Origin of the sequence: Solicola gregarius (genome assembly GCF_025790165.1) — a bacterium.
In the GTDB taxonomy this organism is placed as follows: Bacteria; Actinomycetota; Actinomycetes; order Propionibacteriales; family Nocardioidaceae; genus Solicola; species Solicola gregarius.
On record NZ_CP094970.1, the window covers coordinates 4,126,908 to 4,151,940 of the forward strand.

Genomic DNA, 25,033 nt, shown 5'->3' on the forward strand with positions numbered 1-25,033 from the left:
TGATCGCAACGCCGCCAGGCGGGATGCGGAGGCACGCGAGCCGACGCGGTATGAGCAGACACGGCCTGGGACGAGCGATCTGGGCGTGGTACGCCGAGAGCGGGAATCGGTTCGCAAGGCGCGGACCGGCTCGCGTAACCTGAGCGGCGTGCTGATCGCATCGTTTCCCGCCGGCCCGTTGCAGGCCAACTGCTATCTGGTCGGCCCGCGCGCCGGGGCCGGCTGCGTCGTGATCGACCCGGGCCAGGACTCCGTCGACGGCATCGTCGGAGTCGCCACCCAGCACGAGCTGACCCCCGAGGCGATCCTGGTCACCCACGGGCACTTCGACCACATGTGGTGCGCGAGCGACATCGCGACCAAGTACGACATCCCGGTCTGGATCCATCCGGCAGACCGGCACCTGCTCGCCGACCCGATGGCGGCGATCTCCAACGAGTCGGCACTGATGCTGCGCCAACAGCTCGGGATGACCGAGGTGCCCGAGTTCACCGAGCCGGCAGACGTACGCCAGGCGACCGACGGTGCGCAGATCGACGCTGCCGGTCTGACGTTCACGGTCGACCACACCCCGGGGCACACGCCGGGCACCGTGGCGTACCGCGTCGCGTACGAGGGCCCCGAGGACGTGTCCGAGCTGATGTTCACCGGCGACTTCCTGTTCGCGGGCTCGATCGGCCGCACCGACCTCAACGGCGGCGACCACGCGGCGATGGTGGGCAGTCTGACGGAGAAGGTGCTCCCGCTCGCCGACGACGTCGTCGTGCTCCCTGGTCACGGGCCGCAGACGACCGTGGGCCGTGAGCGAGCCACCAACCCGTTCCTCGCCGAGCTGGTCGACCGGTGAGCAGGCCGACGCCGCTCAGCGGCTTCCCGGAGCTGCTCCCTGCCGAGCGCAACGCCGAGACGTACGTGATCGACCACCTTCGGCGGACGTTCGAGCTGCATGGGTTCGCCTCGGTCGAGACGCGCGCGGTCGAGCCGCTCGACCGGCTGGCGAAGGGTGGCGAGATCGACAAGGAGGTGTACGTCCTGCGCCGGCTGCACGCCGACGAGGGCGGCGACTCCGGTCTTGGCATGCACTTCGACCTGACCGTGCCGTTCGCGAGGTACGTCCTCGAGCACGCGGGCAAGCTCGAGTTCCCGTTCCGTCGCTACCAGATCCAGAAGGTGTGGCGTGGCGAGCGCCCGCAGGAGGGTCGGTTCCGCGAGTTCACCCAGGCCGACATCGACGTCGTGGCACGCGACGAGCTGCCCTTTCATGCAGACGTCGAGGTCGCGACAGTGATGGCCGAAGCCCTGTCGGGCCTGCCGGTTCCGAACCTGCACCTGCAGGTCAACAACCGGCGCCTGCTCGAGGGCTTCTACGTCGGGCTCGGGCTCACCGACCCGGCGGCGGCGATGCGCGCCGTCGACAAGCTCGACAAGCTGCCTCGAGACAAGGTCGGCGACCTGCTGAGGTCCGATGCCGGCGCGAGCGCCGACCAGGCCGAGGCATGCCTGCGGCTGGCCGAGATCCGTACGCACGACGCGTCGTTCGCAGACCGCGTACGCGAGCTCGGCGTCAAGCACGAGCTGCTCGACCGGGGCATCGACGAGCTGGTGCAGGTGATGGACGCGCTGAGCGGTCTGCCGCTCGAGGGCGTGACCGTCACGGCCGACCTCCGCATCGCCCGCGGCCTCGACTACTACACCGGCACTGTCTTCGAGACCCGGATGGAGGGGTTCGACGGTCTCGGGTCCGTGTGCTCCGGCGGCCGGTACGACGCACTCGCGAGCGACGGCAAGACCACGTACCCGGGCGTCGGCATCTCGCTCGGCATCACCCGGATGCTGGTGCCGCTGATCCATCACGGGGTGCTCACGTCGAGCCGGTCCGTGCCGTCGGCGGTGCTCGTCGCACTTGTCGACGAGGCGTCTCGTCCGCAGAGCAACGCGATCGCGCAACGACTACGCGCCCGGGGCATCCCGACCGAGGTGGCCGCCTCCGCACAGAAGTACGGCAAGCAGATCCGGTACGCCGAGCGGCGCGGCATCCCGTACGTCTTCTTTCCCGGCGATCCAGCACAGCCCGATCAGGTCAAGGACATCCGCTCCGGCGACCAGGTCGACGCCGACGCCGATACCTGGCGTCCGCGCGACGAAGACCTGCGCCCCACCATCGTCACCCCCGAATCCGCTATCGAGGAGCAAGCCAAGTGATCCGTACCCATGACGCCGGAAGCCTGCGTACGAGCGACGTCGGCACGCAGGTCACGCTCGCCGGATGGGTCGCCCGGCGCCGCGACCACGGGGGCGTCGCCTTCATCGACCTGCGCGACGGGAGTGGGGTGGCGCAGGTGGTGATTCGCGAGGAGGAGGTCGCGCACCCGCTTCGCAACGAGTTCTGCCTGAAGGTCACCGGCCAGGTCGAGAAGCGCCCGGACGGCAACGAGAACCCCAACCTGCCGAGCGGCGAGATCGAGGTCATCGCCGACGATGTCGTCGTACTCAGTGAGTCGGCGCCGTTGCCCTTCCCGGTCGAGGAACACGAGAGCACGCCGGTCAACGAGGAGGTACGGCTGCGCTACCGCTACCTCGACCTCCGCCGCGAAGACATGGCCCGCAACCTGCGCCTGCGCGCAGACGTCACGCGGATCATCCGCGAGGTGATGGCCTCGCACGACTTCCACGATGTCGAGACGCCGTACCTCACCCGCTCGACGCCCGAGGGCGCCCGCGACTTCCTGGTGCCGGTACGCCTACAGCCCGGCAGCTGGTACGCCCTGCCGCAGTCGCCGCAGCTGTTCAAGCAGCTGCTGATGGTCGCGGGCATGGAGCGCTACTACCAGATCGCGCGCTGCTTCCGCGACGAGGACTTCCGTGCCGATCGGCAGCCGGAGTTCACCCAGCTCGACGTCGAGATGAGCTTCGTCGAGCCCGACGACGTGCTCGGGCTGACCGAGCAGCTGCTCGTACGCCTCTGGCGTGAGCTCGTCGGGTACGACCTCACCACACCGATCCCGCGCATGACGTACGCCGAGGCGATGCGCCGGTTCGGCATCGACCGGCCGGACCTCCGGTTCGACTGCGAGCTCGTCGACTTCACCGACTACTTCAAGGACACGCCCTTTAGAGTCTTCTCGCCGAAGGGCGACGACTGGCACGTCGGCGCGGTCGTCATGCCGGGCGGCGCATCGCAGCCACGCCGCCAGCTCGACGCGTGGCAGGAGTGGGCGAAATCCCATGGCGCCAAGGGGCTTGCGTACGTGCTCGTGGGCGACGACGGCACTCTCGGCGGACCCGTCGCCAAGAACCTCTCGGATGCCGAACGCGACGGACTCGTCGCGCACGCAGGTGCGAGCCCCGGCGACTGCATCTTCTTCGCCGCCGACCAGCGCGGCTCCGCGCTGGGGCTGCTCGCGTCGGTGCGGCTCGAGGTGGGGGAGCGGTGCGGCCTGATCGACCACGACCGCTGGGAGTTCGTGTGGGTCACCGAGGCGCCGATGTTCGAGCGCACCGACGACGGTTCCTGGACCGCGATCCATCATCCGTTCACGGCGCCGACCCGTGAGTACGCCGACGACTTCCACGATCGCCCGGGCGAGGCGTTGAGCCAGGCGTACGACATCGTGCTGAACGGCAGCGAGATCGGCGGCGGCTCGATCCGTATCCATCGTTCCGAGATGCAGCAGCGGGTGTTCGACACCATCGGGTTGAGCAAGGACGAGGCAGAGAGCCAGTTCGGCTTCCTGCTCGAGGCGTTCGCGTACGGCCCGCCGCCGCACGGCGGTATCGCGCTGGGTCTCGACCGGCTGTGCGCGCTGCTCGCGGGCGCCGACTCGATCCGCGACGTGATCGCGTTCCCGAAGACGGCCTCCGGTGGCGACCCGCTGACCGGTGCGCCGAGCCCGATCACCCCGGCGCAGCGCAAAGAGGCCGGCATTGACGCGCAGCCCGAGCCCAGCTGACGCTGTTCGAGACGTCCGACCTTGCCACGGGACCATAGGGAGGTCCCGCCGAGGTACGCGCTCCTGCCGATCCCGCACCCCGGTATCGGCAGGAGCGCGTACCTCGGCGCAGTAACGGCTCCGGAACGTGGCCGAACCGTTACCGTCGCGAGGCCAAAGCGTGCGCCCACGTCCCTAGCGTTCGACCCAATGGTCTCGGAGGGGACGATCGGGAGGCAGGGTTCATGCGCTTACGAAGAACGGCAGTGGTAGCTGCGACGGCTGCATTGGTCACCGTCGCGGCATGCGGAGGCGGCGACGACGACAGCGGCGACCCGGAAGCCATCGAGGGCGCCGATGAGGCGGGAGCAGCCGGCGGTCAGATGATCGCCGATGCCACGGCGCCGGCGCCCGAGGTGGAGGGTGCGACCGAGGGCGGTACGGCGACGGTGATCGCCGACGTGGCGCCGACGACGCTGGACCCCACGCGGTCGTACTACACCGACTCCACGGCGATCCTCTCTGGACTGGTCACCCGGTCCCTGACGCAGTACCGCTACAACCCCGAGACGAAGGGTCTCGAGCTGGTGCCCGACATGGCGACCGACCTCGGTACACCGAACGAGGACTTCACCGAGTGGACCTTCGAGCTTCGTGACGGGCTGAAGTACGAGGACGGCTCGGACGTGAAGGCCGAGGACGTCGCGTACGCGATCAAGCGCTCGTTCGCGATCGACGAACTGCCCGACGGCCCGACGTACAACACACAGTTCTTCCTCGACGGCGACAAGTACAAGGGCCCGTTCAAGGACGGCGACGACTACAAGGGCGTCGAGGTCGACGGCAACAAGATCACCATCAAGATGCGCCGACCGTTCGGTGACATGCCGTACTACGGCTCGTTCCCGTCGTTCACGGCGATTCCGAAGTCGGCGGACAAGAATCCCGAGCAGTACGGGAACCATCCGTTGTCGACGGGCCCGTACAAGTTCGACGACTACAAGCAGGGTCAGTACCTCAAGCTCACCAAGAACGAGAACTGGGACCCGGCCACCGACACGACCCGGCACCAGTACGTCGACGGCTGGGACTTCCAGTGGGGCCAGGACCAGGCCGCCATGGACCAGACCATGCTCGACGACCAGGGCACGGCGCAGACGACCCTGAGCTACACCAACGTCGCGCCGGCGGTATACCAGCAGGCCAAAGACTCCGGCCGGCTGGTCGAAGGCGTGGCCCCCTGCACGCGTATGTGGTTCCTCGACATGACCAAGATCAAGGACCTGAAGGTGCGCCAGGCGATCGGCTGGGCGTTCCCGTACGAGGGCTACTGGAAGGCCGACGGCCAGGTACCAGGCGTCACGAAGGTCCCGTCGACGACGATCATGGCGCCGGGCAGTGCCGGCCGGGTCGAGTACGAAGCGCTCGAGGGACAGGACGGCAGTACGACCGACGCGGACAAGGCGAAGGCGCTGCTAAAGGAGGCCGGCGCGGAGGGCTTCGAGCTGAGCTGGCCGTACGCCCGCGACGACAAGCAGCAGGTTGCGGCGATGGAGGTCGTCAAGCAGGCGTTCGAGGAGGCGGGCTTCACCGCCAAGCCGTACGCGACCACGACCGATGCCTTCCGTGACGTCTACTCCGACTACGACGCGCCGATCAACATGCGGACGAGCTCCGGCTGGTGCGCCGACTGGCCGTCGGGCAGCGCGTGGTTCCCGGCCCAGTGGGACGGCGAGCTCGTGGGCGTTGCGGGTATGCCGAACCCGTCGAACTTCGACGAGCCCGAGGTCAACAAGGAGATGAACCACATCCTCGACACCATGTCCGGCGAGGAGACGGCGAAGAACCATGCGTGGGGCGATCTCGACAAGCTGATCCAGACGAAGTACTACCCGGCGGTCACGGTGGGCTACGACGGCCTTGCCCTGCTGCACGGCAGCAAGGTGGGCGGAATGTCGATCGACAACGTGCGCGGCGAGCCGAACTTCCCGAACATCTACATCAAGGAGTAGCGAGCCACCCGCAACTTGTGCGGCTAGAAGCGACCGGCCGCGGGATGCCCGACGAGATCGGGCTCCCGCGGCCGGACGTCTTTCGGCCCGTGGCGTTCGCCACAAGCGTAGCCAAACCGTTACCGCGACGAGTCTCAAAGGTGTGCCCCCGTCGTCTATCGTCTCCGACGGCGCGTAATCGAGGTGCCGCCAGAAAGGTGACCCCTGTGGCAATCTCACCCTTGGGGATCGACGACTCCGCCGACCAGGCGGATGCCGATCCGGAGAAGGACCTCTCCGGCGAGGCGATTGCAGGTCGATCCCCGTTCCAGCTCGCGATGGAGCAGCTCCGTCGCGACAAGGTGGCAGTGATCTGCCTCGGTATCGTGATCTTCTTCTACATCGTCGCCATCTTCGCGCCGTGGCTGTGCGATCTGTTCGGGGTCCAGGTCGATCCCGCGTCGACCGCCGAGCGCACCGAGAGCCTCGAGTACGACGGGTACCCGGCAATCGGCCCGCCCCGGCACGGGTTCACGTGGGACCATCCACTCGGCATCGCACCGAGCGTCGCCACCGACAACCTCGCCTCCTGGATCTACGGCTGCCGTACGTCCGTCGTGGTCGCGACCGTCTCGGCGGCCGCCGCAACCTCCATCGGGATCGTGATGGGCCTGCTCGCGGGGTTCGCTCGAGGCGGTTCTGCGACGGTACTGAACTGGATCATCGACTTCTTCCTGTCGCTGCCGTTCATCCTGGTCGCGCTGGCGACCGCGCCGATCATCATCATGCGGTTCGCCGACCAGCCGGAGCTACTCGACGCGGCGAGCCTGATCGCGTTGGTGCTCATCCTGTCGATCTTCGGCTGGATGACGCTGGCCCGGCTGATCCGCGGTGAGGTGCTGTCGCTGCGTGAGCGCGAGTTCATCCAGGCCGCCCGCGTGATCGGGGTGCCGACGCGCACCATCCTGCGGCGCGAGCTACTGCCGAACCTCGTCGCACCGATCGTCGTCTACTTCTCGCTGATGCTGCCCGCGTTCGTGGCGGCCGAGGCCGGGCTCGCGTACCTCGGCATCGGCGTCGTCGGGATGCCCTCCTGGGGACAGACCATCAACTTTGGTTCCGGAGGCGGCTACTTCAATACGTACCCATTGTACTTGTGGGCGCCGATCCTCGGCATCCTCGTCCTCGTCGTGGCGCTGAACCTGCTCGGTGACGCAGTCCGCGACGCTTTCGACCCCAAAACTCGTCGGTGACAGGGATCGCCGAGAGATCAGCATCGACCCAGGAAAGGTGGGAGGAGTTTCGATGCGTTTAAAGAAGACAGCACTGGCGTTGGCCTGTGTGTCGTTGGTAGGTGTCGCGGCCTGTGGAGGCGGCGACGACGACTCGAGTGGTGGTCCTGGCGATCTGGAGGGCTCGGACGAGGCCGGCGCTGCCGGCGGCGAGATCATCGAGGCCAAGGCGCCGGCTCCAGAGGTGGAGGGCGCGACCGAGGGTGGCACCGCGACGGTGATCGCCGACGTCGCTCCGACGACCCTCGACCCGACGCGGGCGTACTACACCGACTCGACGGCGATCCTGTCGAGCCTGGTCACCCGCTCACTGACGCAGTATCGCTACAACCCCGACACCAAGCAGATGGAGCTCGTCCCCGACTTGGCGACCGATACCGGTACGCCGAACGAGGACTTCACCGAGTGGACCTGGACCCTTCGGGACGGTTTGAAGTACGAGGATGGCTCCGAGGTGAAGGCCGAGGACGTCGCGTACGCGATCATGCGGTCGTTCGCGATCGAGGAGCTTCCGGACGGGCCTACGTACAACACGCAGTTCTTCCTGGACGGCGACAAGTACCAGGGCCCGTTCAAGGACGGCACCGACTACAAGGGTGTCGTGGTCGACGGCAACAAGATCACCATCAAGATGGCGAAGCCGTTCGGTGACATGCCGTACTACGCGTCGTTCCCACAGTTCACCGCGATCCCGGAGAGCGCCGACAAGAACCCGGACGAGTACGGCAACCATCCGTTGTCGACCGGTCCGTACAAGTTCGAGGACTACAAGCAGGGCCAGTACCTCAAGCTGTCCAAGAACGAGAACTGGGACCCCGCAACGGACAACACCCGGCACCAGTTCGTCGACGACTGGGACTTCCAGTGGGGCCAGGACCAGGCCGCCATGGACCAGACCATGCTCGACGACCAGGGCACGGCGCAGACGACGTTCAGCTACACCAACGTCGCGCCGGCGGTCTACCAGCAGGCGAAGGACTCCGGTCGCCTGGCCGAGGGCACGTCGCCGTGTACCTACATGTGGTACATCGATATGACCAAGATCAAGGACCTCAAGATCCGGCAGGCGCTGTCCTGGGCGTTCCCGTACGACGGCTTCTGGAAGGCCGACGGCAAGGTTCCCGGCGTCACGATGCGTGAGGCGACCAGCCTGCTGCCCCCGGGCACGGCGGGCCGCAAGGAGTTCGAGAGCCCCGAGGGCCAGGACGGTTACACGACCGACCCGGAGAAGGCGAAGGCACTGCTCAAGGAGGCCGGAGCCGAGGGGTACGAGATCAAGTTCCCGTACGAGCGCGACGACAAGCAGAAGGTCGCCGGTATGGAGGTCATCAAGCAGTCGCTCGAGGAGTCCGGCTTCAAGGTGACGCCGATCGCCTCGACGACCGACGCGATCCGCGACGTCCTCTCGGACTACGACAACGGTGCGAACGTCCAGTACCAGGGCTGGTGCTCGGACTGGCCGTCGGGCAGCTCGTGGTTCCCGGCTCAGTGGGACGGCCGACTGGTCGGTCTCGAAGGACGGCCGAACGTCGCGAACTTCGACGTGCCCGAGATGGACAAGCTGCAGGACAAGATCCTGAAGATGGGTCCGGAAGAGGCGGCTCCCGAGTGGGGCAACTTCGACGAGAAGATGATGACGGAGTACCAGCCGGCCATCCCGATCGGTTACTCGGGAGTGGCGGTGCTGCGCGGCAGCAAGATCGGTGGCATGGCCATCGACAACGTGCGCGGCAACCCGTACTTCTCGAACATCTACGTGAAGCAGTGACGTAGGTCGTCACCTGACCGTTGTCGGGGGCGGCGAACCCGCCCCCGACAACGGTCGACCCGCCGTGCTGCATTGCATGGTCGTCCAAGGAGTCTGCTGTGTTCGGTTACATCGTGCGACGCGTGATCGCGGGCCTGCTGGTGCTGCTCGTGATCTCCTTCGGCGTCTACCTCTTCTTCTACTACGGGCCGACGGATCCGGCCATGGCGTACTGCCCGAAGGCGGGCTGTAGCGGCGAGGACCTCGCGCGCATTCGTGACAACCTCGGCCTCGACGAGCCCGTGCTGCAGCAGTACGGCGAGTACCTCAAGGGCATCTTCGTCGGCCGCGACATCACCAACGGCGCCAACGTGATCCATTGCGGCGCTCCGTGCCTCGGTCGTTCATTCAAGTACAGCGTCATGGTCACGCCGTACCTGTGGGACCTGTTCCCGGCCACCCTGTCGATCGCGCTCGGCTCGGCCGTCGTGTTCCTCACGATCGGTGTGACCATCGGCGTCATCTCCGCTCGCAAGCGCGGCACGGCGCTCGACCGAGGCCTGGTCGGCACGGCGATGCTGGTGACCGCGATGCCGTACTACCTGGTGGCGCTACTCGCATTCCTTTACCTGTTCAGCAGCTGGGGCCTCTTCCCCGAACCCGGGTACTACCCGATCACCGAGGACGGGCCGGTCGCCTGGTTCAAGGGCTTACTGCTTCCGTGGCTCGCACTCGGGTTGTTCACGTCGACTGCGTACGCCCGATATTCGCGCGGCTCGATGATCGAGGCGCTCGGGGAGGACTACGTCCGCACCGCGCGGGCCAAAGGCCTGCGCGACCGTACCGTTGCGCTGAAACACGGGCTGCGCGCCGCCGTCGTACCGGTGGTGACGATCTTCGGTCTCGACTTCGCCGCGATTCTCGCTGGCACCATCTTCACCGAGAAGATCTTCCAGGTTCACGGCCTCGGGCTGCAGGCACTCGAGTCGATCAGGAACCAGGACCTGCCGATCGTGTCGGCGACGGTGCTGTTCGCCGCGGCGTGTGTCGTGCTGATGAACATCCTTGTCGACCTCGCGTACGCCGTTCTCGACCCGAGGGTGCGACTATGACGAGTGAGATCACCGATCCGACGAGGAACTCCACATTGACCGACCCGACCGCAGTAGAGCCCACGCACGCCTCCGACACCCCGTACTTGGTCGTCGAGGACCTGAGCGTCAGCTTCCCGACGCGTGACGGCCTGGTGAAGGCCGTCTCCGGGCTCAGCTACGCCGTCGAGCTCGGCAAGACGCTCGGCATCGTCGGCGAGAGCGGCTCGGGCAAGAGCGTCTCGTCGATGGCCGTGATGGGATTGCACGACCTGAAACGTACCAACATCAGCGGCTCGATCCGTCTCGACGACACCGAGTTGGTCGGCCTGCCGGACTCCCGAATGCGCCAGCTGCGCGGCAACGCTGCGGCGATGATCTTCCAGGACCCGCTGACGTCCCTGCACCCGTTCTTCACGATCGGCGCGCAGATCGTCGAGGCGTACCGCACCCACCACCCTGGTGTCGGCAAGCGGAAGGCGAAAATCAAGGCGATCGAGATGCTCGAGCGGGTCGGCATTCCGCAGCCGAACCGCCGCGTCGACGACTACCCGCATCAGTTCTCCGGCGGTATGCGGCAGCGGGCGATGATCGCGATGTCGCTCGTCAACGACCCGAAGCTGCTGATCGCCGACGAGCCGACCACCGCGCTCGATGTGACGGTGCAGGCGCAGATCCTCGACCTGTTGCAGGAGCTGCAGCGCGACTTCGGCTCGGCGATCATCATGATCACCCACGACCTCGGGGTCATCGCCGAGGTGGCCGACGACGTGCTGGTGATGTACGGCGGCCGCTGCGTCGAGTACGGTGCGTGCCGCGAGATCCTGACGCATCCCGAGATGCCGTACACCTGGGGACTATTGAACAGCGTGCCCGATCTGCGCGGCGACGTGGACGAGGAGCTCAACCCGATCCCGGGCGCGCCCCCGAGCCTGCTGAACCTGCCGACGGGCTGTGCGTTCAACCCACGCTGTGGCTACAAGCACCTCGTACCCGGCGACGTCTGTGAGACCGAGCTGCCGACGCTGGAACCCGGCAGCCATGGCGCGGGCCACCTGAAGCGTTGTCACCTGCGCAACCCTGAGCAGGTGCTTCGCGAGGAGGAGCCCGTGATCACCGATACGGTCGAGGACGCAGCATTGGATGCACACGTGGAAGAGCCTGCCGAGGAGGGCGACGATGAGTGAGGCGCACACCCCGCTGCTCGAGGTAAAGGACCTGGTGAAGTACTTCCCGGTCAAGTCGAGCGGTCTGATCCGGCGCACGATCGGTCAGGTACAGGCCGTCGACGGCATCAACTTCGAACTCGGTGCCGGCGAGTCGCTCGGCCTCGTCGGAGAGTCGGGATGCGGCAAGTCCACGACCGGTCGGGTGCTGACCAAGCTGTACGAGCCGACGAGCGGCCAGATCATGTTCGAGGGCACGGACCTTGCTCCGCTGTCGAGTAAGCAGATGCTCCCGTACCGCAAGGACATCCAGCTGATCTTCCAGGATCCGTACTCCTCGTTGAACCCGCGGCACACGGTCGGCACGATCGTCGCGACGCCGTTGCGGGTGCACAGCGTGGTGCCGGAGAAGAAGATCATGGACCGGGTCAAGGAGCTGCTCGAGGTCGTCGGCCTCAACCCGGAGCACTACAACCGCTACCCGTCGGAGTTCTCCGGCGGCCAGCGCCAGCGCATCGGCATCGCCCGCGCGCTCGCGCTGCAGCCGAAGCTGATGATCGCCGACGAGCCGGTCTCCGCTCTCGACGTGTCGATCCAGGCGCAGGTGATCAACCTTCTGCAGGGGCTGCAGAAGGAGTTCAACATCGCGTTCCTGTTCATCGCGCACGACCTCGCCGTCGTACGACACTTCTGCCCGCGCATCGCGGTGATGTATCTCGGCAAGATCGTCGAGATCGGCGACCGCGAGGACATCTACAACAACCCGCACCACCCGTACACCCAGGCGCTGCTGTCGGCGGTACCCGACGTGAAGCAGGCCGAGGTGGGCGGCCGGCGGGAGCGGATCATGCTCGAGGGCGACGTGCCGAGCCCGATCAACCCACCGTCGGGCTGCCGGTTCCGTACGCGGTGCTGGAAGGCGCAGGACATCTGCGCCCGCGAGGAGCCGCCGCTGCTTCAGATCGGCGGACCGCACCAGGCCGCCTGCCACTTCGCCGCCCCGATGGGCGAGGAGCACGGTACGCCGGTCCGCGCCTCCGCCTGACCACGCTGACGAGAGAGTTCTGGCCCCGTGAGGAGAGAGTTTCGGTCGCTTGCACGACCAGAACTCTCTCCTCACGGGGCCAGAACTCTCTCGTCAGCGTTGTGAAACCGTTACGGATCTGTGGTCCAAGGGGTGTAGTCCACTGGTCTACGCTGTGGCCTGTTCACCTTTACCGTGAGGGTGGCGACGAGGCAACAGGACGGTGTACATGGCGCTCGCGCCGACGGACATGCCCGACGTCACGACGACCGTGGCGACGGACATCCAGGGGCGTTCGCCCGCACAGATTGCGTTCGAACGGCTCCGCCACGACAAGGTGGCCGTCATATCCGCTGCGATCGTGGCGTTCTTCGTGCTGGTCGCGATCTTCGCGCCGTGGATCGCCGACCTGTTCGGCGTCGGCTATCGCACCGAGAGCGGCGCCGAGACGCTCGACGTCACCACCAACTACGGCAAGGTGGGACCACCGGTCCACGGCTTCACCTGGGAGCACCCGCTCGGCGTCGCGCCGAACAGCGGTTACGACCTGCTCGGCGAGTGGCTCTACGGGGCGCGTACCTCGATCGGAGTCGCTGTCCTGGCGACGATCTTCTCGACGATCGTCGGCGTCGTCGTCGGGCTCGTCGCGGGGTTCGCGACCGGCTGGCTCGACCGGGCGATCAACTTCGTGATCGACACCTTCCTCGCGTTTCCGTTCGTGCTGGGTGCGCTCGCCATCGCCCCGCTCATCGGCGCGCGCTGGGCCGATGACGCAGAGAAGCTGAAGGTGGCCAGCTTCGTGTCCGTCGTGTTCGTACTCACGACGTTCGGCTGGATGGTGCTCGCCCGGCTGGTACGCGGCGAGGTGCTGTCGCTGCGCGAGCGCGAGTTCGTGCAGGCGGCCCGAGTGATCGGCGTGCCGCAACGCAAGATCCTGTTCCGCGAGGTACTGCCGAACCTCACCGCTCCGATCATCGTCGCCGTCTCGCTCGGGCTGCCGGCGTATGTCTCCGCCGAGGCCGGCCTGGCGTACCTCGGGATAGGGATGTCTGGCGTTGCGTCGTGGGGTCAGACCATCAATGAGGCATCGGGCTACTTCGGCCCATACCCGCTGTACCTCTGGGCGCCCGTCATCGGCGTCCTGCTGCTCGTGCTGTCGCTCAACCTGCTCGGGGATGCCGTACGCGACGCATTCGACCCGAAGACCAGGCGATGACCGCGATGCGGCCGCCGCCACAACCAAGGATTGGGGATAGACCCATGCGATGGAAGAGATGGATCGCCGCGACCAGTGCGGTCGGCCTGATGGCGCTCGCCGCGTGCGGCGGTAACAGCGACCTCGAGGGCGACTCCGAAGACAGCATCAACAGCCAGTCGTCCGCGGCGACGGGCAAGGACCCCGACGCCGAGGCGCCGGCACCGCCGATCGACGGCGCCGAGGAGGGCGGCACCATGAAGGTGCTGTCGACCGAGGGTATGAACTCGATCCACCCGCAGGACGCGTACTACTACAACACGATGTCGATCACGACCGGGTTGATGTTCCGTACGCTCACGCAGTACGTCTACCGCGACGGGCAGATGGTGCTGGTTCCCGACCTCGCGACCGATCTCGGCCAGCCCAACGAAGACTTCACCGAGTGGACGTTCGAGATCCGCGACGGCGTCCGCTGGGAGAACGGCGACGAGGTCACCGCCGACGACGTCGCGCGCGGCATCAAGGCGTCGTTCGACCGCGACACGTTCACGGCCGGCCCGGCGTACGCCAACACGTACTTCGAGGGCGGCGACACGTACAAGGGCCTCTACTCCGACCCGAAGACCGAGCCCGAGGCGGTCACGGTCGACGGCAACAAGGTCATCATCAAGATGGCCACGCCGTTCGCGGATATGGACTACTTCGGTGCGCTGCCCGCGATGAGCCCGCTGCCGGACACCGACGAGGACCCTGCCGACTACGCGCGGCATCCGATGTCGACCGGACCGTACAAGATCGACTCGTACGACATCGGCAAGAAGATGACGCTGGTGAAGAACGACGAATGGGACCCGAACACCGATCCCGGCCGGCACCAGTACGTCGACGAGTACGACTTCGACCTGCAGATCGGTAGCTCCGCCCAGATCGAGAACCTGATCCTCGGCGACCAGGGCGATGCGCAGGCGACGATCAGCATCGACAACGTCACGCAGGCCAACGCGGCAAAGGCGAAGGAGCAGGACCAGCTGGTCTCGGGTGCGAGCGCGTGCGGCTACTTCCTCAACCCGGACTACCGCAAGGTCACCGACATCAACATCCGCAAGGCGATCGGCCTGGCGTTCCCGTACGAGGACTCCTGGCTGGCCGAGGGCCAGATCATCGGTACGACCCGGGCGCCGGCGACGATGATCTCCGCGCCGAGCGTTCCGGGCCGCATCGACCCGCCGTACGACGTGCTCGACAACTCGGGGCAGGAGACCGACACAGCGGCGGCGAAGAAGCTGCTGGAGAAGGCCGATGCGGTCGGGTACGAGCTCAAGTGGGTCTACACGGGTGACGATCCGATGCTGGTCGACATGAAGGACGCGATGGTGCGGTCGTTCGAGGAGGCCGGCTTCAAGGTCTCGCCGGTCAAGGCGGCCGACGACCAGGAGACGTCGGAGCTGAACCAGGATCCGGACGCGCCGGTCAATCTTCGTCGTACCTCCTGGTGCGCGGACTGGCCGTCGGGTGCGGTGTGGATCCCGCCGATCCTCTCCAAGAAGTACCCGGGTTCGAACTACGCGCACTTCACCGAGCCCGACATCGAGAAGCGCATCGACGAGGTCCAGCAGATGCCGAGCGAGGACCAGCCCGAGGGGTGGGCGCAGCTGGAGAAGGACGCGATGGAGAAGTACTACCCGACCATCCCGATCGGCTACACCGGTGCGGCGCTGCTCGAGGGCTCACGGATCGAGGGCATGCACGTCGACGAGGTGTTCGGCAACCCGACCTGGAAGAGCATGTGGGTCGCGTCTGAGTGACCTTCACCCCGAGGTCTGTGACGCAATGGTCGATCCGTACGCGACAGAGTCGCCGTTACGGCACAGATCTCGGGGGTACGAGCCGATGAGCGAGGAGAGCGATTGTTCAGCTATGTGATCCGCCGGGTGATCGGCGCGGTGCTCGTCATCGTGTTCGCCTCGATGCTGGTGTTCGGGCTGTTCTTCTTCGGTCCGTCCGACCCCGGCCGCGTGTTGTGCAACGCGTCGTCGGGCCGGTGTACGCCGGAGCAGGCCGAGCGCATCAACGAGTCGCTCGGCTTCAACGATCCGGTGCAGGAGCAGTACGTGGTCTGGGCGAAGGGCATCTTCGCCGGGCGTGAGATCGACATCGGCGGTTCGACGATCGAGTGCCCGGCGCCGTGCCTGGGCATCTCGTACCAGACGAAGGAACCCGTCACCGACATCGTGAAGGAGCGGATGCCGGCGACGATCTCGCTCGCGATCGGCGGTGCCGCGGTCTTCCTTCCGCTCGGCGTGCTGCTCGGCGTACTCGCGGCGCGAAAACGGGGTACGGCGACCGACCGGCTGCTGGTTGGGTCGTCGCTGCTGATCAGCTCCGTGCCGTACTACCTGCTCGCGCTGATGGTGTACCTGTACCTCGTGACGCAGTGGGGCTGGTTCGGATCGCCCGAGTACCACCCCATCACCGACAACCCGCTCGCGTGGGCCGGCGGCCTGATGCTGCCGTGGTTGACGCTCGGCATCGCGTCGTCGACTCCGTACGCGAGGTTCAGTCGCGGGTCGATGGTCGAGGCCCTCAGCGAGGACTTCGTACGTACGGCCCGGGCGAAGGGCATGGGTGAACGCACCGTACTCGTCAATCACGCCCTGCACGCCGCGCTGGTACCGGTCGTGACGATCTTCGGGCTCGACATGGCGACGCTGCTCGCGGGCACGGTGTTCACGGAGAAGATCTTCAACATCGACGGTATGGGACGTGAGGCGTTGGAGGCGGTCATCGACGATGATCTCCCGATCATCTCGGCAACGGTGCTGCTCGCGGCGGTGCTCGTGGTGATCGCGAACGTACTCGTCGATCTGGCCTATTCGGTGATCGACCCGAGGGTGCGGCTGTCATGAGCGGTGAGGAGACGGAGCGGCGAGCCGCGCAGCGAGGGACGAGCGGAGCGGGGAGCGCGACCAAAGGCACAGCGAGGTACGAAGGCGTGAACGACGTGACCGCTGCGCCGGGGGACGAGCCGTTCGTCGTCGTCGAGGATCTGACCGTTCGCTTCCCGACGGCCGACGGGCTGGTCAACGCGGTGACCGGACTGTCGTACTCCGTCGAGATGGGCAAGACGCTCGGCGTGGTGGGGGAGTCGGGTTCGGGCAAGTCGGTGTCCAATATGGCGATCCTCGGCCTGCACGATCCGCGGCGTACGCAGATCGACGGGTCGATCCGGGTCGGTGGCACGGAGATCGTCGGGCTCTCTCGCCGGCAGCTGCAGCGGATCCGCGGCAATGACGTGGCGATGATCTTCCAGGACGCGCTCGCGGCGCTGCATCCGTTCCACCGGGTCGGCAGGCAGATCGGCGAGTCGTACGGCGCGCATCACCCGTCGGCGTCGAAGCGCGACGCTCGGCGCCGGGCGATCGAGATGCTCGACCGGGTCGGCATCCCGCAGCCCGACCGGCGCGTCGATGACTATCCGCACCAGTTCTCCGGGGGCATGCGGCAGCGGGCGATGATCGCGATGGCGCTGGTCAACGACCCGAAGGTGCTGATCGCGGACGAGCCGACGACGGCGCTCGACGTGACCGTGCAGGCGCAGATCCTCGACCTGCTGCAGGATCTCCAGCGCGACTTCGGTTCGGCGATCATCATGATCACCCACGACCTCGGCGTCATTGCCGAGATGGCCGACGACGTGCTGGTGATGTACGCCGGGCGCGCGGTCGAGTACGGCACCTGCAAGACGATCCTGTCGGAGCCGCGGATGCCGTACACGTGGGGATTGCTGGAGTCGGTGCCCGATCTGGACAGCGATCCGACCGCGCAGCTTCTGTCGATCCCGGGGCTCCCGCCGAGCATGCTGGCGCCGCCGTCTGGGTGTCCGTTCCACCCGCGGTGCCGCTACACCGATGAGGTGGCAGGCGAGCTGTGCGTACGCGAGCTGCCGGTGCTGGACACGGTCGGCGACGGGCACCTCTCGCGTTGTCACCTGGGCGAGAAGGCGGCCGGGCTGGCCGAGGCGGGTCGGCGCGAGGAGTTGACGTAGCCCGGCGGCCGCGGCCGTCGGCGCCCGCGAGTACGCTCGCGGGCGTGGATTCCGACGGGTTGTTCGACATCCCCGATGCGCCGGAGCTGACGCCGGAGGGCACCGGCAGTCTCAGTGGCGGGAGCCACTCGTCGGCACCTCTGGCCGTACGGATGCGGCCGCGTACGCTCGACGAGCTGATCGGTCAGCAGCAGCTGCTCGGAGCCGGCTCACCGCTGCGCCGGATGATCGACGACGACCAGCCGATGTCGCTGATCCTCTGGGGGCCGCCGGGCACGGGCAAGACCACGATCGGGTCGCTGATCAGCGCGCACACGGATCGCCGTTTCGTCGAGGTCTCGGCCGTCTCGGGCGGCGTCAAGGACGTACGCGAGGCGATCGACGGTGCCAAGCGGCGGCTGGCGCGGGGCGGACGCGAGACGGTGCTGTTCGTCGACGAGGTGCATCGGTTCAGCAAGGCGCAGCAGGACGCTCTGCTGCCCGGAGTCGAGAACCGCTGGGTATCGCTCGTCGCCGCCACCACCGAGAATCCGCACTTCAGCGTTATCTCTCCGTTGCTGTCGCGTTCGCTGCTGCTGACGCTCGAGTCGCTGACCGAAGGCGACATCGGCGCGATGCTCGACCGTGCACTCGAGAGCCCCGAGGGGCTGGCCGGCGGGGTCACGCTCACCGAGGAGGCCCGCGCGCATCTCGTACGCCTGGCCGGCGGCGACGGGCGTCGCGCGCTGACGTACCTCGAGGCCGCGGCCGGAGCCGCCCAAGCGCAGGGGTCCACGACCGTCGACGTCGACGCGGCCGCGGTCGCCGTCGACCGAGCGGCGGTGCGGTACGACCGCCAGGGCGACCAGCACTACGACGTCACGAGCGCGTTCATCAAGTCGATCCGCGGTTCAGACGTCGACGCCGCGCTGCACTATCTCGCCCGAATGGCCGAGGCGGGCGAGGATCCGAAGTTCATCGCCCGGCGGCTGATGATCCTGGCCAGCGAGGACATCGGCATGGCCGACCCGACCGCGCTGCCGACGTCGGTGGCCGCTGCGCAGGCGGTCGCGATGATCGGCTTCCCCGAGGCGCGCATCACGCTGGCGCACGCCGTCATCGCCCTGTCGCTCGCGCCCAAGTCGAACGCCGTCGTACGCGCGATCGGCGCGGCCGGCGACGACGTACGCGCGGGCAAGACCGGTGCGGTGCCACCCGCGCTGCGCGATGCGCACTACGCCGGCGCGAAGAAGCTCGGACACGGACACGACTACAAGTACGCCCATGACGCTCCGCGCGGGATCGCCGCACAGCAGTACGCGCCCGACGACGTCCACGGCGCGGAGTACTACACACCGACCGATCACGGCGCGGAGGCGGCGTACGCCGAGCGGCTCGCGAAGATCCGCGCGATCCTCCGCGGCGACGACCGCTGACTCGGCGGTGCGGGAGCGACGGCTCGGCGGTGCGGGAGCGACGGCTCGGCGGGGCAGGGGGAGGTCTTCGTTGTGGCGGCGCGCGGCGGTAGGGTCGCGTTCATGTCGACGGAGCAGTGGATCGCGCTGTTGGCGGTGGTGGTCGCCGTCCTCGCGCTGGCCGCGACCGCGCTGCTCGCCGCGCAGCTGCGTAGTGTGCGTGCCGACGTACGCCGGATCGCCGGTGCCCCTCCACCCGTCGCCGGCCCGTCGACACAGACGGCGACACCCGTCGAGCAGGCGCCACCGATGACGACCTCGACCGAGATCGAGGTCGCGCGGCCCATACCACTCGCCGACCCGCACCAATCGGTCGACGAGTCGCAGGTCGTCACCCGCGACGGCCGGGTCGTCGTCGTCCCGTCGACGCGGCAGGTCGTCGAAGCCACGATGGGCAAGCCGATGATCCGCGGAGCCGTGCTGAGCCACGGCCTGAAGTACGCCCTGCGCCCCGAGAGCCGCGACCTGTTGCGCGGCATCGTGCGGCGGGAGTACCGCCGGCGCCGCAAGATCCGGCTGCGGGCCGGGCGCCGCGCGGCGCGCGCCGCGACCATCCCGCCGAGGGACGTGCACTCGTGGCTGGGCACGACGGCGACAAACCGGTTGAACGTCGACGACGACGGAGGATCATGAAGGGGAGGACGCTATGGTTTCTGGTCGGCGCGGGTGCGGGTGTCTACACCAGCATCAAGGCGCGTCGGCTCGCGTACCGGCTCACCCCGGCCGGGCTCGCAGACCAGGCGGCGGCGCTCGGCGCCGGTGTGCAGGCCTTCGGTGACGAGGTACGCGCCGGCATGGCCGAGCGGGAGACGCAGATCGCCGAGGAGCTCGGGCTGCCGGCGCCGCGTACCCAGCAGATGATCGAACAGAGAGGCACCACCCGATGAAGACAGCGGAGATCAAGCGCCGCTTCCTCGAGCATTTCGAGAAGCTCGGCCACACGGTCGTTCCGTCGGCCCCGCTGCCCTTCGACGACCCGAACCTGCTGTTCATCAACGCCGGCATGGTGCAGTTCGTGCCGTACCTCAGCGGTCAGCAGACGCCGCCGTGGGAGCGCGCCGTCAGCGTGCAGAAGTGCATCCGCACCCTCGACATCGAGGAGGTCGGCAAGACCTCGCGGCACGTCACGTTCTTCCAGATGAACGGAAACTTCAGCTTCGGCGACTACTTCAAGGCCGGCGCGATCGAGTACGCCTGGTCGCTGCTGACCGGCCCGATCGAGGACGGCGGCCTCGGGCTGGACCCCAACCGCTTGTGGGCGACCACGTTCGAGAACGACGACCCCAACCTGCCCAACGACGACGAGGCGACCGAGCTGTGGCGCCGTTACCTTCCGGCCGAGCGCATCCAGCGCCGGGGGATCGACGACAACTTCTGGTCGATGAGCATCGCCGGGCCGTGCGGGCCGTGCAGTGAGATCTTCTACGACCGCGGCCCGCAGTACGGCGTCGACGGCGGGCCGATCGTCGACGAGGACCGGTTCGTCGAGATCTGGAACCTCGTCTTCATGCAGTTCGACGGCGACCGCGGCCACAAGGAGCCAGGGTTCCAGGTCCTCGGTGAGCTGCCGAACAAGAACATCGACACCGGCATGGGCCTCGAGCGGGTCGCGTCGATCCTGCAGGGCGTCGACAACCTGTACGAGATCGACGAGGTCTTCCCCGTCATCGAGCGTGCGGCGGAGCTGAGCCGGCGTACGTACGGCTGGCACCATGAGGACAACGTCCGGTTCCGGATCGTCGCCGACCACGTACGCAGTGCGCTGATGCTGATGGGCGACGGCGTCACGCCGGGCAACGAGGGCCGCGGGTACGTGCTTCGCCGGCTGATCCGGCGTGCGGTGCGCTCCATGCGGTTGCTCGGGGTCGACGGGCCGACGATGCCCGAACTGCTCCCGGTGAGCATGAACTCGATGAAGGGCGCTTACCCCGAGCTGGAGGCCGACTTCGCACGCATCTCGAAGATCGCGTACGCCGAGGAGGACGCCTTCGCGCAGACCCTCGTGAAGGGCACGGAGATCCTCGACATCGCGGTGTCGAACGCGAAGCAGGCGGGTCATACCCGGCTGGGCGGCGACGAGGCGTTCCAGCTGCACGACACGTACGGCTTCCCGATCGACCTGACCCTCGAGATGGCGTCCGAGCAGGGCCTGTCCGTCGACGAGGACGGGTTCCGGACCCTGATGGCCGAGCAGCGCCGCCGGGCCAAGGCCGACGCGGCAGCGAAGAAGGGCCAGCACGCCGACACGACGGTCTACCGCGGCGCGCTCGAGCGGTTCGGCGAGACCGAGTGGCTCGCGTACGACCAGCTGCGCACGGAGTCGCAGGTGCAGCTGCTCATCGGCGACTCGGGCGAGGTGCCCGAGGTGGGCGAGGGCCAGGTCGCGGAGGTCGTGCTCAGCCGGACCCCGTTCTACGCGGAGTCCGGCGGCCAGAGCGCCGACGGCGGCACCATCACCTGGGACGGCGGACGTGCCGAGGTGATCGACGTGCAACGTCCGATCACCGGCCTGGTCGCCCATCAGGTACGCGTACTCGAGGGTGCGCTTCGTTCGTCGTCGACCATCGAGGCGACGGTCGACGAACAATGGCGCCTCGGGGCGTGCCAGGCGCACTCGGCGACCCACATCATCCACGCGGCGCTGCGGCAGCACCTCGGCCCGACCGCGTTGCAGCGCGGCTCGTACAACCGACCGGGCTTCCTGCGGCTCGACTTCGGCTGGAACTCCTCGCTGAACGAGGAGGAGCTGCATCTACTCGAGGCGACGTCCAACGACGCGTTGCGCCAGGATCTGCCGGTCACGGCCTCGACGATGCCGCTCGCTGCGGCCAAGGAGATGGGCGCGCTCGCGCTGTTCGGCGAGCGCTACCCCGACCTGGTGCGCGTCGTCGAGATCGACGGCCCCTGGTCGCGCGAGCTGTGTGGCGGTACGCATGTCGAGAGCACGTCCCAGATCGGCACCATGGTGCTGACCTCGGAGGGCTCGGTCAGCGCCGGCAGTCGCCGGGTCGAGATGGTGACCGGCCGCGAGGGCTTCGGCTACCTGGCGCGCGAGCGTGACCTCGTGCACCAGCTGTCCGAGATGCTCAAGACGCCGCGCGACGACCTGCCGGGGCGCGTACAAGACATCGTGGAGCGGCTTCGTGCCGCCGAGAAGGAGCTGGAACGGCTCAAGGTCGGTCGGCTGCTGTCGTCGGCGCCGGAGCTCGCGGCCGCCGCCAAGGACGTCGCGGGCGTCGCGTACGTCGGCCATCGCGCACCCGACGGCGCGTCTGCCGGCGACGTACGCAAGCTGGTGCTCGACGTACGCGGTCGCCTCGGCAGCGAGCGCCCGGCCGTCGTGGCGGTCGTCGGATCGGCCAACGGGAAGCCGTCCTGCGTCGTCGCGGTCAACGACCGCGCGCGAGAGCTCGGGTTCTCGGCGAACGACCTGGTGAAGGTGGCCGCGGGGGTGCTCGGTGGGAGCGGCGGCGGCAAGGACGACATCGCGCAAGGCGGGGGAGTCGATGCGTCGAACGCGGATGCCGCGTTGACGGCGCTCGAGCAGGGCGTAGTGCAGCGCGCAGGGCGCTAGCGATGCGGGGAGGTGCACGGCTCGGTGTCGACGTGGGCGACGCCCGGATCGGGGTTGCGGTGAGCGACCCGTCCGGGCTGCTCGCGACGCCCGTCGAGACCGTGGCGGCGGGCGAGCAGGCGATACCGCGGCTCGCCGTGCTCGCGTCCGAGTACGACGCTGTCGAGGTCGTCGTCGGCCTGCCGCGGTCACTGTCCGGAGGGCTCGGGCCGGCGGCACGTAAGGTACGTGCCTATGCTGCGCAACTCGCGGAGGCCGTCGCGCCCACCCCGGTACGTCTCGTCGACGAGAGGATGTCGACGGTGACCGCCGAGCACGCGCTGCGTACGCAAGGAAAACGGGGTAAGAGCAAGCGGGCCGTGATCGATCAGGCGGCCGCGGTCGTCATCTTGCAGTCGGCGCTCGACACCGAGCGCACCAGCGGTTCCGCACCCGGCGAGACCCTGGAGACTGCGTGACCGACTACGAGCCGGAGATCGGCTGGCACACGGCCGCCGACACGGAGGCGGTGCAGGAGGGTACGACCCTGCCGCCGGACGAGGCGCCGCGACCGGCCGGGCATCGCCGCGCGCGGAAGAAGAAGCGCCGCGGGCCGGGCTGCATCCTCGCGCTCGTCATCGTCGTCGTACTCGGCGCGGTCGGCTACTGGGGCGTGCAGAAGGCCGCGTCGTTCCTCGACGACCAGTTCGGGCCGCCGCCGGACTACTCTGGCAACGGCACCGGGACAGTTGTCGTGCATGTCGAGCAAGGTGCCGTCGGGTCCGAGATTGGGCGCACGCTGAAGGAGGAAGGGGTCGTCGCCAGTGTCGATGCCTACCTCGACGCAGCAGACGCGAATCCGGAAGCTCAGTCGATTCAGCCGGGCTATTACGAGCTCGCGCACAAGATGTCCGCCGAGGCGGCTTTGGGTCGGCTGCTCGACGCCGACTTCCGTACGCAGGGTTCGCTGGTGATCCCCGAGGGCCTGCGCTCCGACCAGGTGGTCGCCGCCATCGTCGACGGCACCGACCTCGAGGAGGCCGACGTCGAGAAGGCGTTGAAGCAGACGAACGCGCTCGGCCTACCGGGCTACGCCGACGGCGACCCCGAGGGCTTCCTGTACCCGGCGTCGTACGACCTGCCCGAGAAGCCGACCGCGTCGGGCGTACTCAAGACGATGGTCCAGAAGGCGAAGACGGAGCACCGGAAGCTCGGGCTCGAGTCGAAGGCCGACAAGCTCGGGGTGAGCGCCCGCGATGCGCTGATCGCGGCAAGCCTGGTGGAGCGGGAGGCAAGCCGCGACCAGGACCGCGCGAAGGTCGCGCGGGTCATCTACAACCGTCTCGACGAGGGCATGGCGCTGCAGCTCGACTCGACCGTGCACTACGTCGCCGAACGCAGCGGTGACGTGTTCACGACCGACGAGGAACGCGAGATCGACTCGCCGTATAACACGTACGAGAACACCGGGCTGCCGCCCGGCCCGATCGACTCGCCCGGTGCGGAGGCGATCAAGGCCGCGCTCAACCCGGCCGACGGTGACTGGACGTACTTCGTGACGGTCGACCTCGAGTCCGGGGAGACCCTGTTCGCATCGTCGCTCGACGAGCACAACAAGAACGTCGACAAGCTGCAGGAGTACTGCGAGGGCTCAGACCTGTGCTGAGCGGTACGTCGCGGGGCCGCTGCGCGGTGCTCGGCAAGCCGATCGCGCACTCGCTGTCGCCGGTGATGCATCGGCGGGCGTACGCCGAGCTGGGGCTCGACTGGACGTACGAGGCGGTCGAGGTCGACGAGGCAGGGCTGCCGGAGTTCCTCGACGGGCTCGACGACTCGTGGCGTGGCCTGTCGCTCACGATGCCGTTGAAGCGGGTCGCGGTCGGGCTGGTCGACGAGGTGTCGGACGCCGTGCGCTCGGTGTCGGCGCTCAACACGATCGTGTTCGAGGGCGGCCGGCGGATCGGCGACAACACCGATATCCCGGGCATGCTGGGCGCGTTCGAGGAGCACGGCGTACGAGGCGTGCGTACGGCCGCGGTTGTCGGCGCAGGAGCGACCGCAGCGTCGGCTCTCGCCGCGTTGCGGGCCGATGGGCTGCGCTCGGCGACGCTCGTCGTACGAGAGCCCGCGCGGGCCGAGCCGCTCGCCGAGCTCGCTCGTACGTGGGGCGTCGACGTCTCGATCGCGCGGCTGGACGAACCCCTGCGCGACGCCGACCTCCTCGTCTCGACAGCCCCGTCGGCTGCCATCGAACGGCATGCCGGGCAGTGGTGTATGCGGGTGGGCGCGGTGTTCGACGTGATCTACGACCCCTGGCCCACGGCGTTGGCGTCCGCCGCAACCGTGGCCGGCCTGCCCGTCGTATCGGGGCTCGACCTGCTCGCGCACCAGGCAGCGCTGCAGGTCGAGCTGATGACCGGCCGCACGGTGCCGGCGTCGATCCTCCGCACCGCAGTCCTCCACTCACGCTGAGGAGAGGATCCCGGCCCGCTGAGGAGAGGATCCCGGCCCGCTGAGGAGAGGATCCCGAGCCCGCAGCAGGG

At 67.9% G+C, this 25,033-nt stretch carries 20 protein-coding genes; all 20 read left to right on the plus strand.

From position 1 onward, the window contains the following. The first annotated feature begins 148 nt into the window (after positions 1-148). Positions 149-847 (plus strand): MBL fold metallo-hydrolase, encoded by a 699-nt coding sequence (locus tag L0C25_RS20160; RefSeq protein ID WP_271633568.1) that lies wholly within the window; start codon positions 149-151, stop codon positions 845-847. Beyond that, positions 844-2,202 carry a histidine--tRNA ligase gene (gene hisS, locus L0C25_RS20165; RefSeq protein WP_271633569.1) on the plus strand — a complete coding sequence of 453 codons (1,359 nt, stop codon included), beginning with the start codon at positions 844-846 and terminating at the stop codon, positions 2,200-2,202. Before L0C25_RS20160 ends, hisS begins: the two co-directional genes overlap by 4 nt. Continuing rightward, positions 2,199-3,950 carry an aspartate--tRNA ligase gene (gene aspS / locus L0C25_RS20170; protein WP_271633570.1) on the plus strand — a complete coding sequence of 584 codons (1,752 nt, stop codon included), beginning with the start codon at positions 2,199-2,201 and terminating at the stop codon, positions 3,948-3,950. The genes hisS and aspS overlap by 4 nt, the downstream gene beginning before the upstream one ends. A 245-nt stretch (positions 3,951-4,195) precedes the next feature. Then, complete coding sequence (locus L0C25_RS20175) at positions 4,196-5,941, plus strand: ABC transporter substrate-binding protein (RefSeq protein ID WP_271633571.1); 1,746 nt, start codon at positions 4,196-4,198, stop codon at positions 5,939-5,941. Between the two features lie 206 nt (positions 5,942-6,147). Continuing rightward, entirely contained in the window at positions 6,148-7,173 is a 1,026-nt protein-coding gene (locus tag L0C25_RS20180; protein ID WP_271633572.1) for an ABC transporter permease, read from the plus strand. 52 nt (positions 7,174-7,225) lie between these two features. Further along, positions 7,226-8,980, plus strand: coding sequence for an ABC transporter substrate-binding protein (locus L0C25_RS20185; protein WP_271633573.1), 1,755 nt, complete (start codon positions 7,226-7,228; stop codon positions 8,978-8,980). A gap of 98 nt (positions 8,981-9,078) precedes the next feature. Further along, a complete protein-coding gene (locus tag L0C25_RS20190; RefSeq protein ID WP_271633574.1) occupies positions 9,079-10,071 on the plus strand; it encodes an ABC transporter permease in 993 nt (330 codons plus the stop codon). Then, a complete protein-coding gene (locus L0C25_RS20195) occupies positions 10,068-11,237 on the plus strand; it encodes an ABC transporter ATP-binding protein (protein WP_271633575.1) in 1,170 nt (389 codons plus the stop codon). Before L0C25_RS20190 ends, L0C25_RS20195 begins: the two co-directional genes overlap by 4 nt. After that, positions 11,230-12,261 (plus strand): ABC transporter ATP-binding protein, encoded by a 1,032-nt coding sequence (locus L0C25_RS20200; protein WP_271633576.1) that lies wholly within the window; start codon positions 11,230-11,232, stop codon positions 12,259-12,261. Before L0C25_RS20195 ends, L0C25_RS20200 begins: the two co-directional genes overlap by 8 nt. 208 nt (positions 12,262-12,469) lie before the next feature. Then, on the plus strand, positions 12,470-13,456 hold the full coding sequence (locus L0C25_RS20205; RefSeq protein ID WP_271633577.1) for an ABC transporter permease: 987 nt from the start codon (positions 12,470-12,472) through the stop codon (positions 13,454-13,456). Positions 13,457-13,500: 44 nt separating this feature from the next. After that, positions 13,501-15,243, plus strand: coding sequence for an ABC transporter substrate-binding protein (locus L0C25_RS20210; protein ID WP_271633578.1), 1,743 nt, complete (start codon positions 13,501-13,503; stop codon positions 15,241-15,243). Positions 15,244-15,345: 102 nt separating this feature from the next. Further along, positions 15,346-16,344, plus strand: coding sequence for an ABC transporter permease (locus L0C25_RS20215; protein WP_271633579.1), 999 nt, complete (start codon positions 15,346-15,348; stop codon positions 16,342-16,344). Positions 16,345-16,430: 86 nt separating this feature from the next. Next, positions 16,431-17,483 carry an ABC transporter ATP-binding protein gene (locus L0C25_RS20220; RefSeq protein ID WP_271633580.1) on the plus strand — a complete coding sequence of 351 codons (1,053 nt, stop codon included), beginning with the start codon at positions 16,431-16,433 and terminating at the stop codon, positions 17,481-17,483. 44 nt (positions 17,484-17,527) lie between these two features. Then, the gene (locus L0C25_RS20225) at positions 17,528-18,898 is read left to right on the plus strand and encodes a replication-associated recombination protein A (RefSeq protein WP_271633581.1); all 1,371 of its coding nucleotides are present in this window, start codon (positions 17,528-17,530) and stop codon (positions 18,896-18,898) included. A 102-nt stretch (positions 18,899-19,000) separates the two neighbouring features. Beyond that, on the plus strand, positions 19,001-19,570 hold the full coding sequence (locus tag L0C25_RS20230) for a hypothetical protein (protein WP_271633582.1): 570 nt from the start codon (positions 19,001-19,003) through the stop codon (positions 19,568-19,570). After that, positions 19,567-19,824: a DUF6167 family protein gene (locus L0C25_RS20235; RefSeq protein WP_271633583.1), complete on the plus strand. Its 258-nt coding sequence runs from the start codon at positions 19,567-19,569 to the stop codon at positions 19,822-19,824. The genes L0C25_RS20230 and L0C25_RS20235 overlap by 4 nt, the downstream gene beginning before the upstream one ends. Then, positions 19,821-22,511: an alanine--tRNA ligase gene (alaS, locus tag L0C25_RS20240; RefSeq protein ID WP_271633584.1), complete on the plus strand. Its 2,691-nt coding sequence runs from the start codon at positions 19,821-19,823 to the stop codon at positions 22,509-22,511. Before L0C25_RS20235 ends, alaS begins: the two co-directional genes overlap by 4 nt. Before the next feature lie 2 nt (positions 22,512-22,513). Beyond that, the gene (ruvX, locus tag L0C25_RS20245; RefSeq protein WP_271633585.1) at positions 22,514-22,969 is read left to right on the plus strand and encodes a Holliday junction resolvase RuvX; all 456 of its coding nucleotides are present in this window, start codon (positions 22,514-22,516) and stop codon (positions 22,967-22,969) included. Next, complete coding sequence (gene mltG, locus L0C25_RS20250) at positions 22,966-24,156, plus strand: endolytic transglycosylase MltG (protein WP_271633586.1); 1,191 nt, start codon at positions 22,966-22,968, stop codon at positions 24,154-24,156. Before ruvX ends, mltG begins: the two co-directional genes overlap by 4 nt. Continuing rightward, positions 24,150-24,962 carry a shikimate dehydrogenase gene (locus tag L0C25_RS20255; RefSeq protein ID WP_271633587.1) on the plus strand — a complete coding sequence of 271 codons (813 nt, stop codon included), beginning with the start codon at positions 24,150-24,152 and terminating at the stop codon, positions 24,960-24,962. The genes mltG and L0C25_RS20255 overlap by 7 nt, the downstream gene beginning before the upstream one ends. Positions 24,963-25,033 lie beyond the last annotated feature (71 nt).

Bases quoted from the DNA above. Each gene is read 5' to 3' on its own strand.
- L0C25_RS20185 (WP_271633573.1), top strand. From the start codon at position 7,226: ATGCGTTTAAAGAAGACAGCACTGGCGTTGGCCTGTGTGTCGTTGGTA.
- L0C25_RS20195 (WP_271633575.1), top strand. From the start codon at position 10,068: ATGACGAGTGAGATCACCGATCCGACGAGGAACTCCACATTGACCGAC.
- L0C25_RS20200 (WP_271633576.1), top strand. From the start codon at position 11,230: ATGAGTGAGGCGCACACCCCGCTGCTCGAGGTAAAGGACCTGGTGAAG.
- L0C25_RS20205 (WP_271633577.1), top strand. From the start codon at position 12,470: ATGGCGCTCGCGCCGACGGACATGCCCGACGTCACGACGACCGTGGCG.
- L0C25_RS20210 (WP_271633578.1), top strand. From the start codon at position 13,501: ATGCGATGGAAGAGATGGATCGCCGCGACCAGTGCGGTCGGCCTGATG.
- L0C25_RS20230 (WP_271633582.1), top strand. From the start codon at position 19,001: ATGTCGACGGAGCAGTGGATCGCGCTGTTGGCGGTGGTGGTCGCCGTC.
- L0C25_RS20235 (WP_271633583.1), top strand. From the start codon at position 19,567: ATGAAGGGGAGGACGCTATGGTTTCTGGTCGGCGCGGGTGCGGGTGTC.
- alaS (WP_271633584.1), top strand. From the start codon at position 19,821: ATGAAGACAGCGGAGATCAAGCGCCGCTTCCTCGAGCATTTCGAGAAG.
- ruvX (WP_271633585.1), top strand. From the start codon at position 22,514: ATGCGGGGAGGTGCACGGCTCGGTGTCGACGTGGGCGACGCCCGGATC.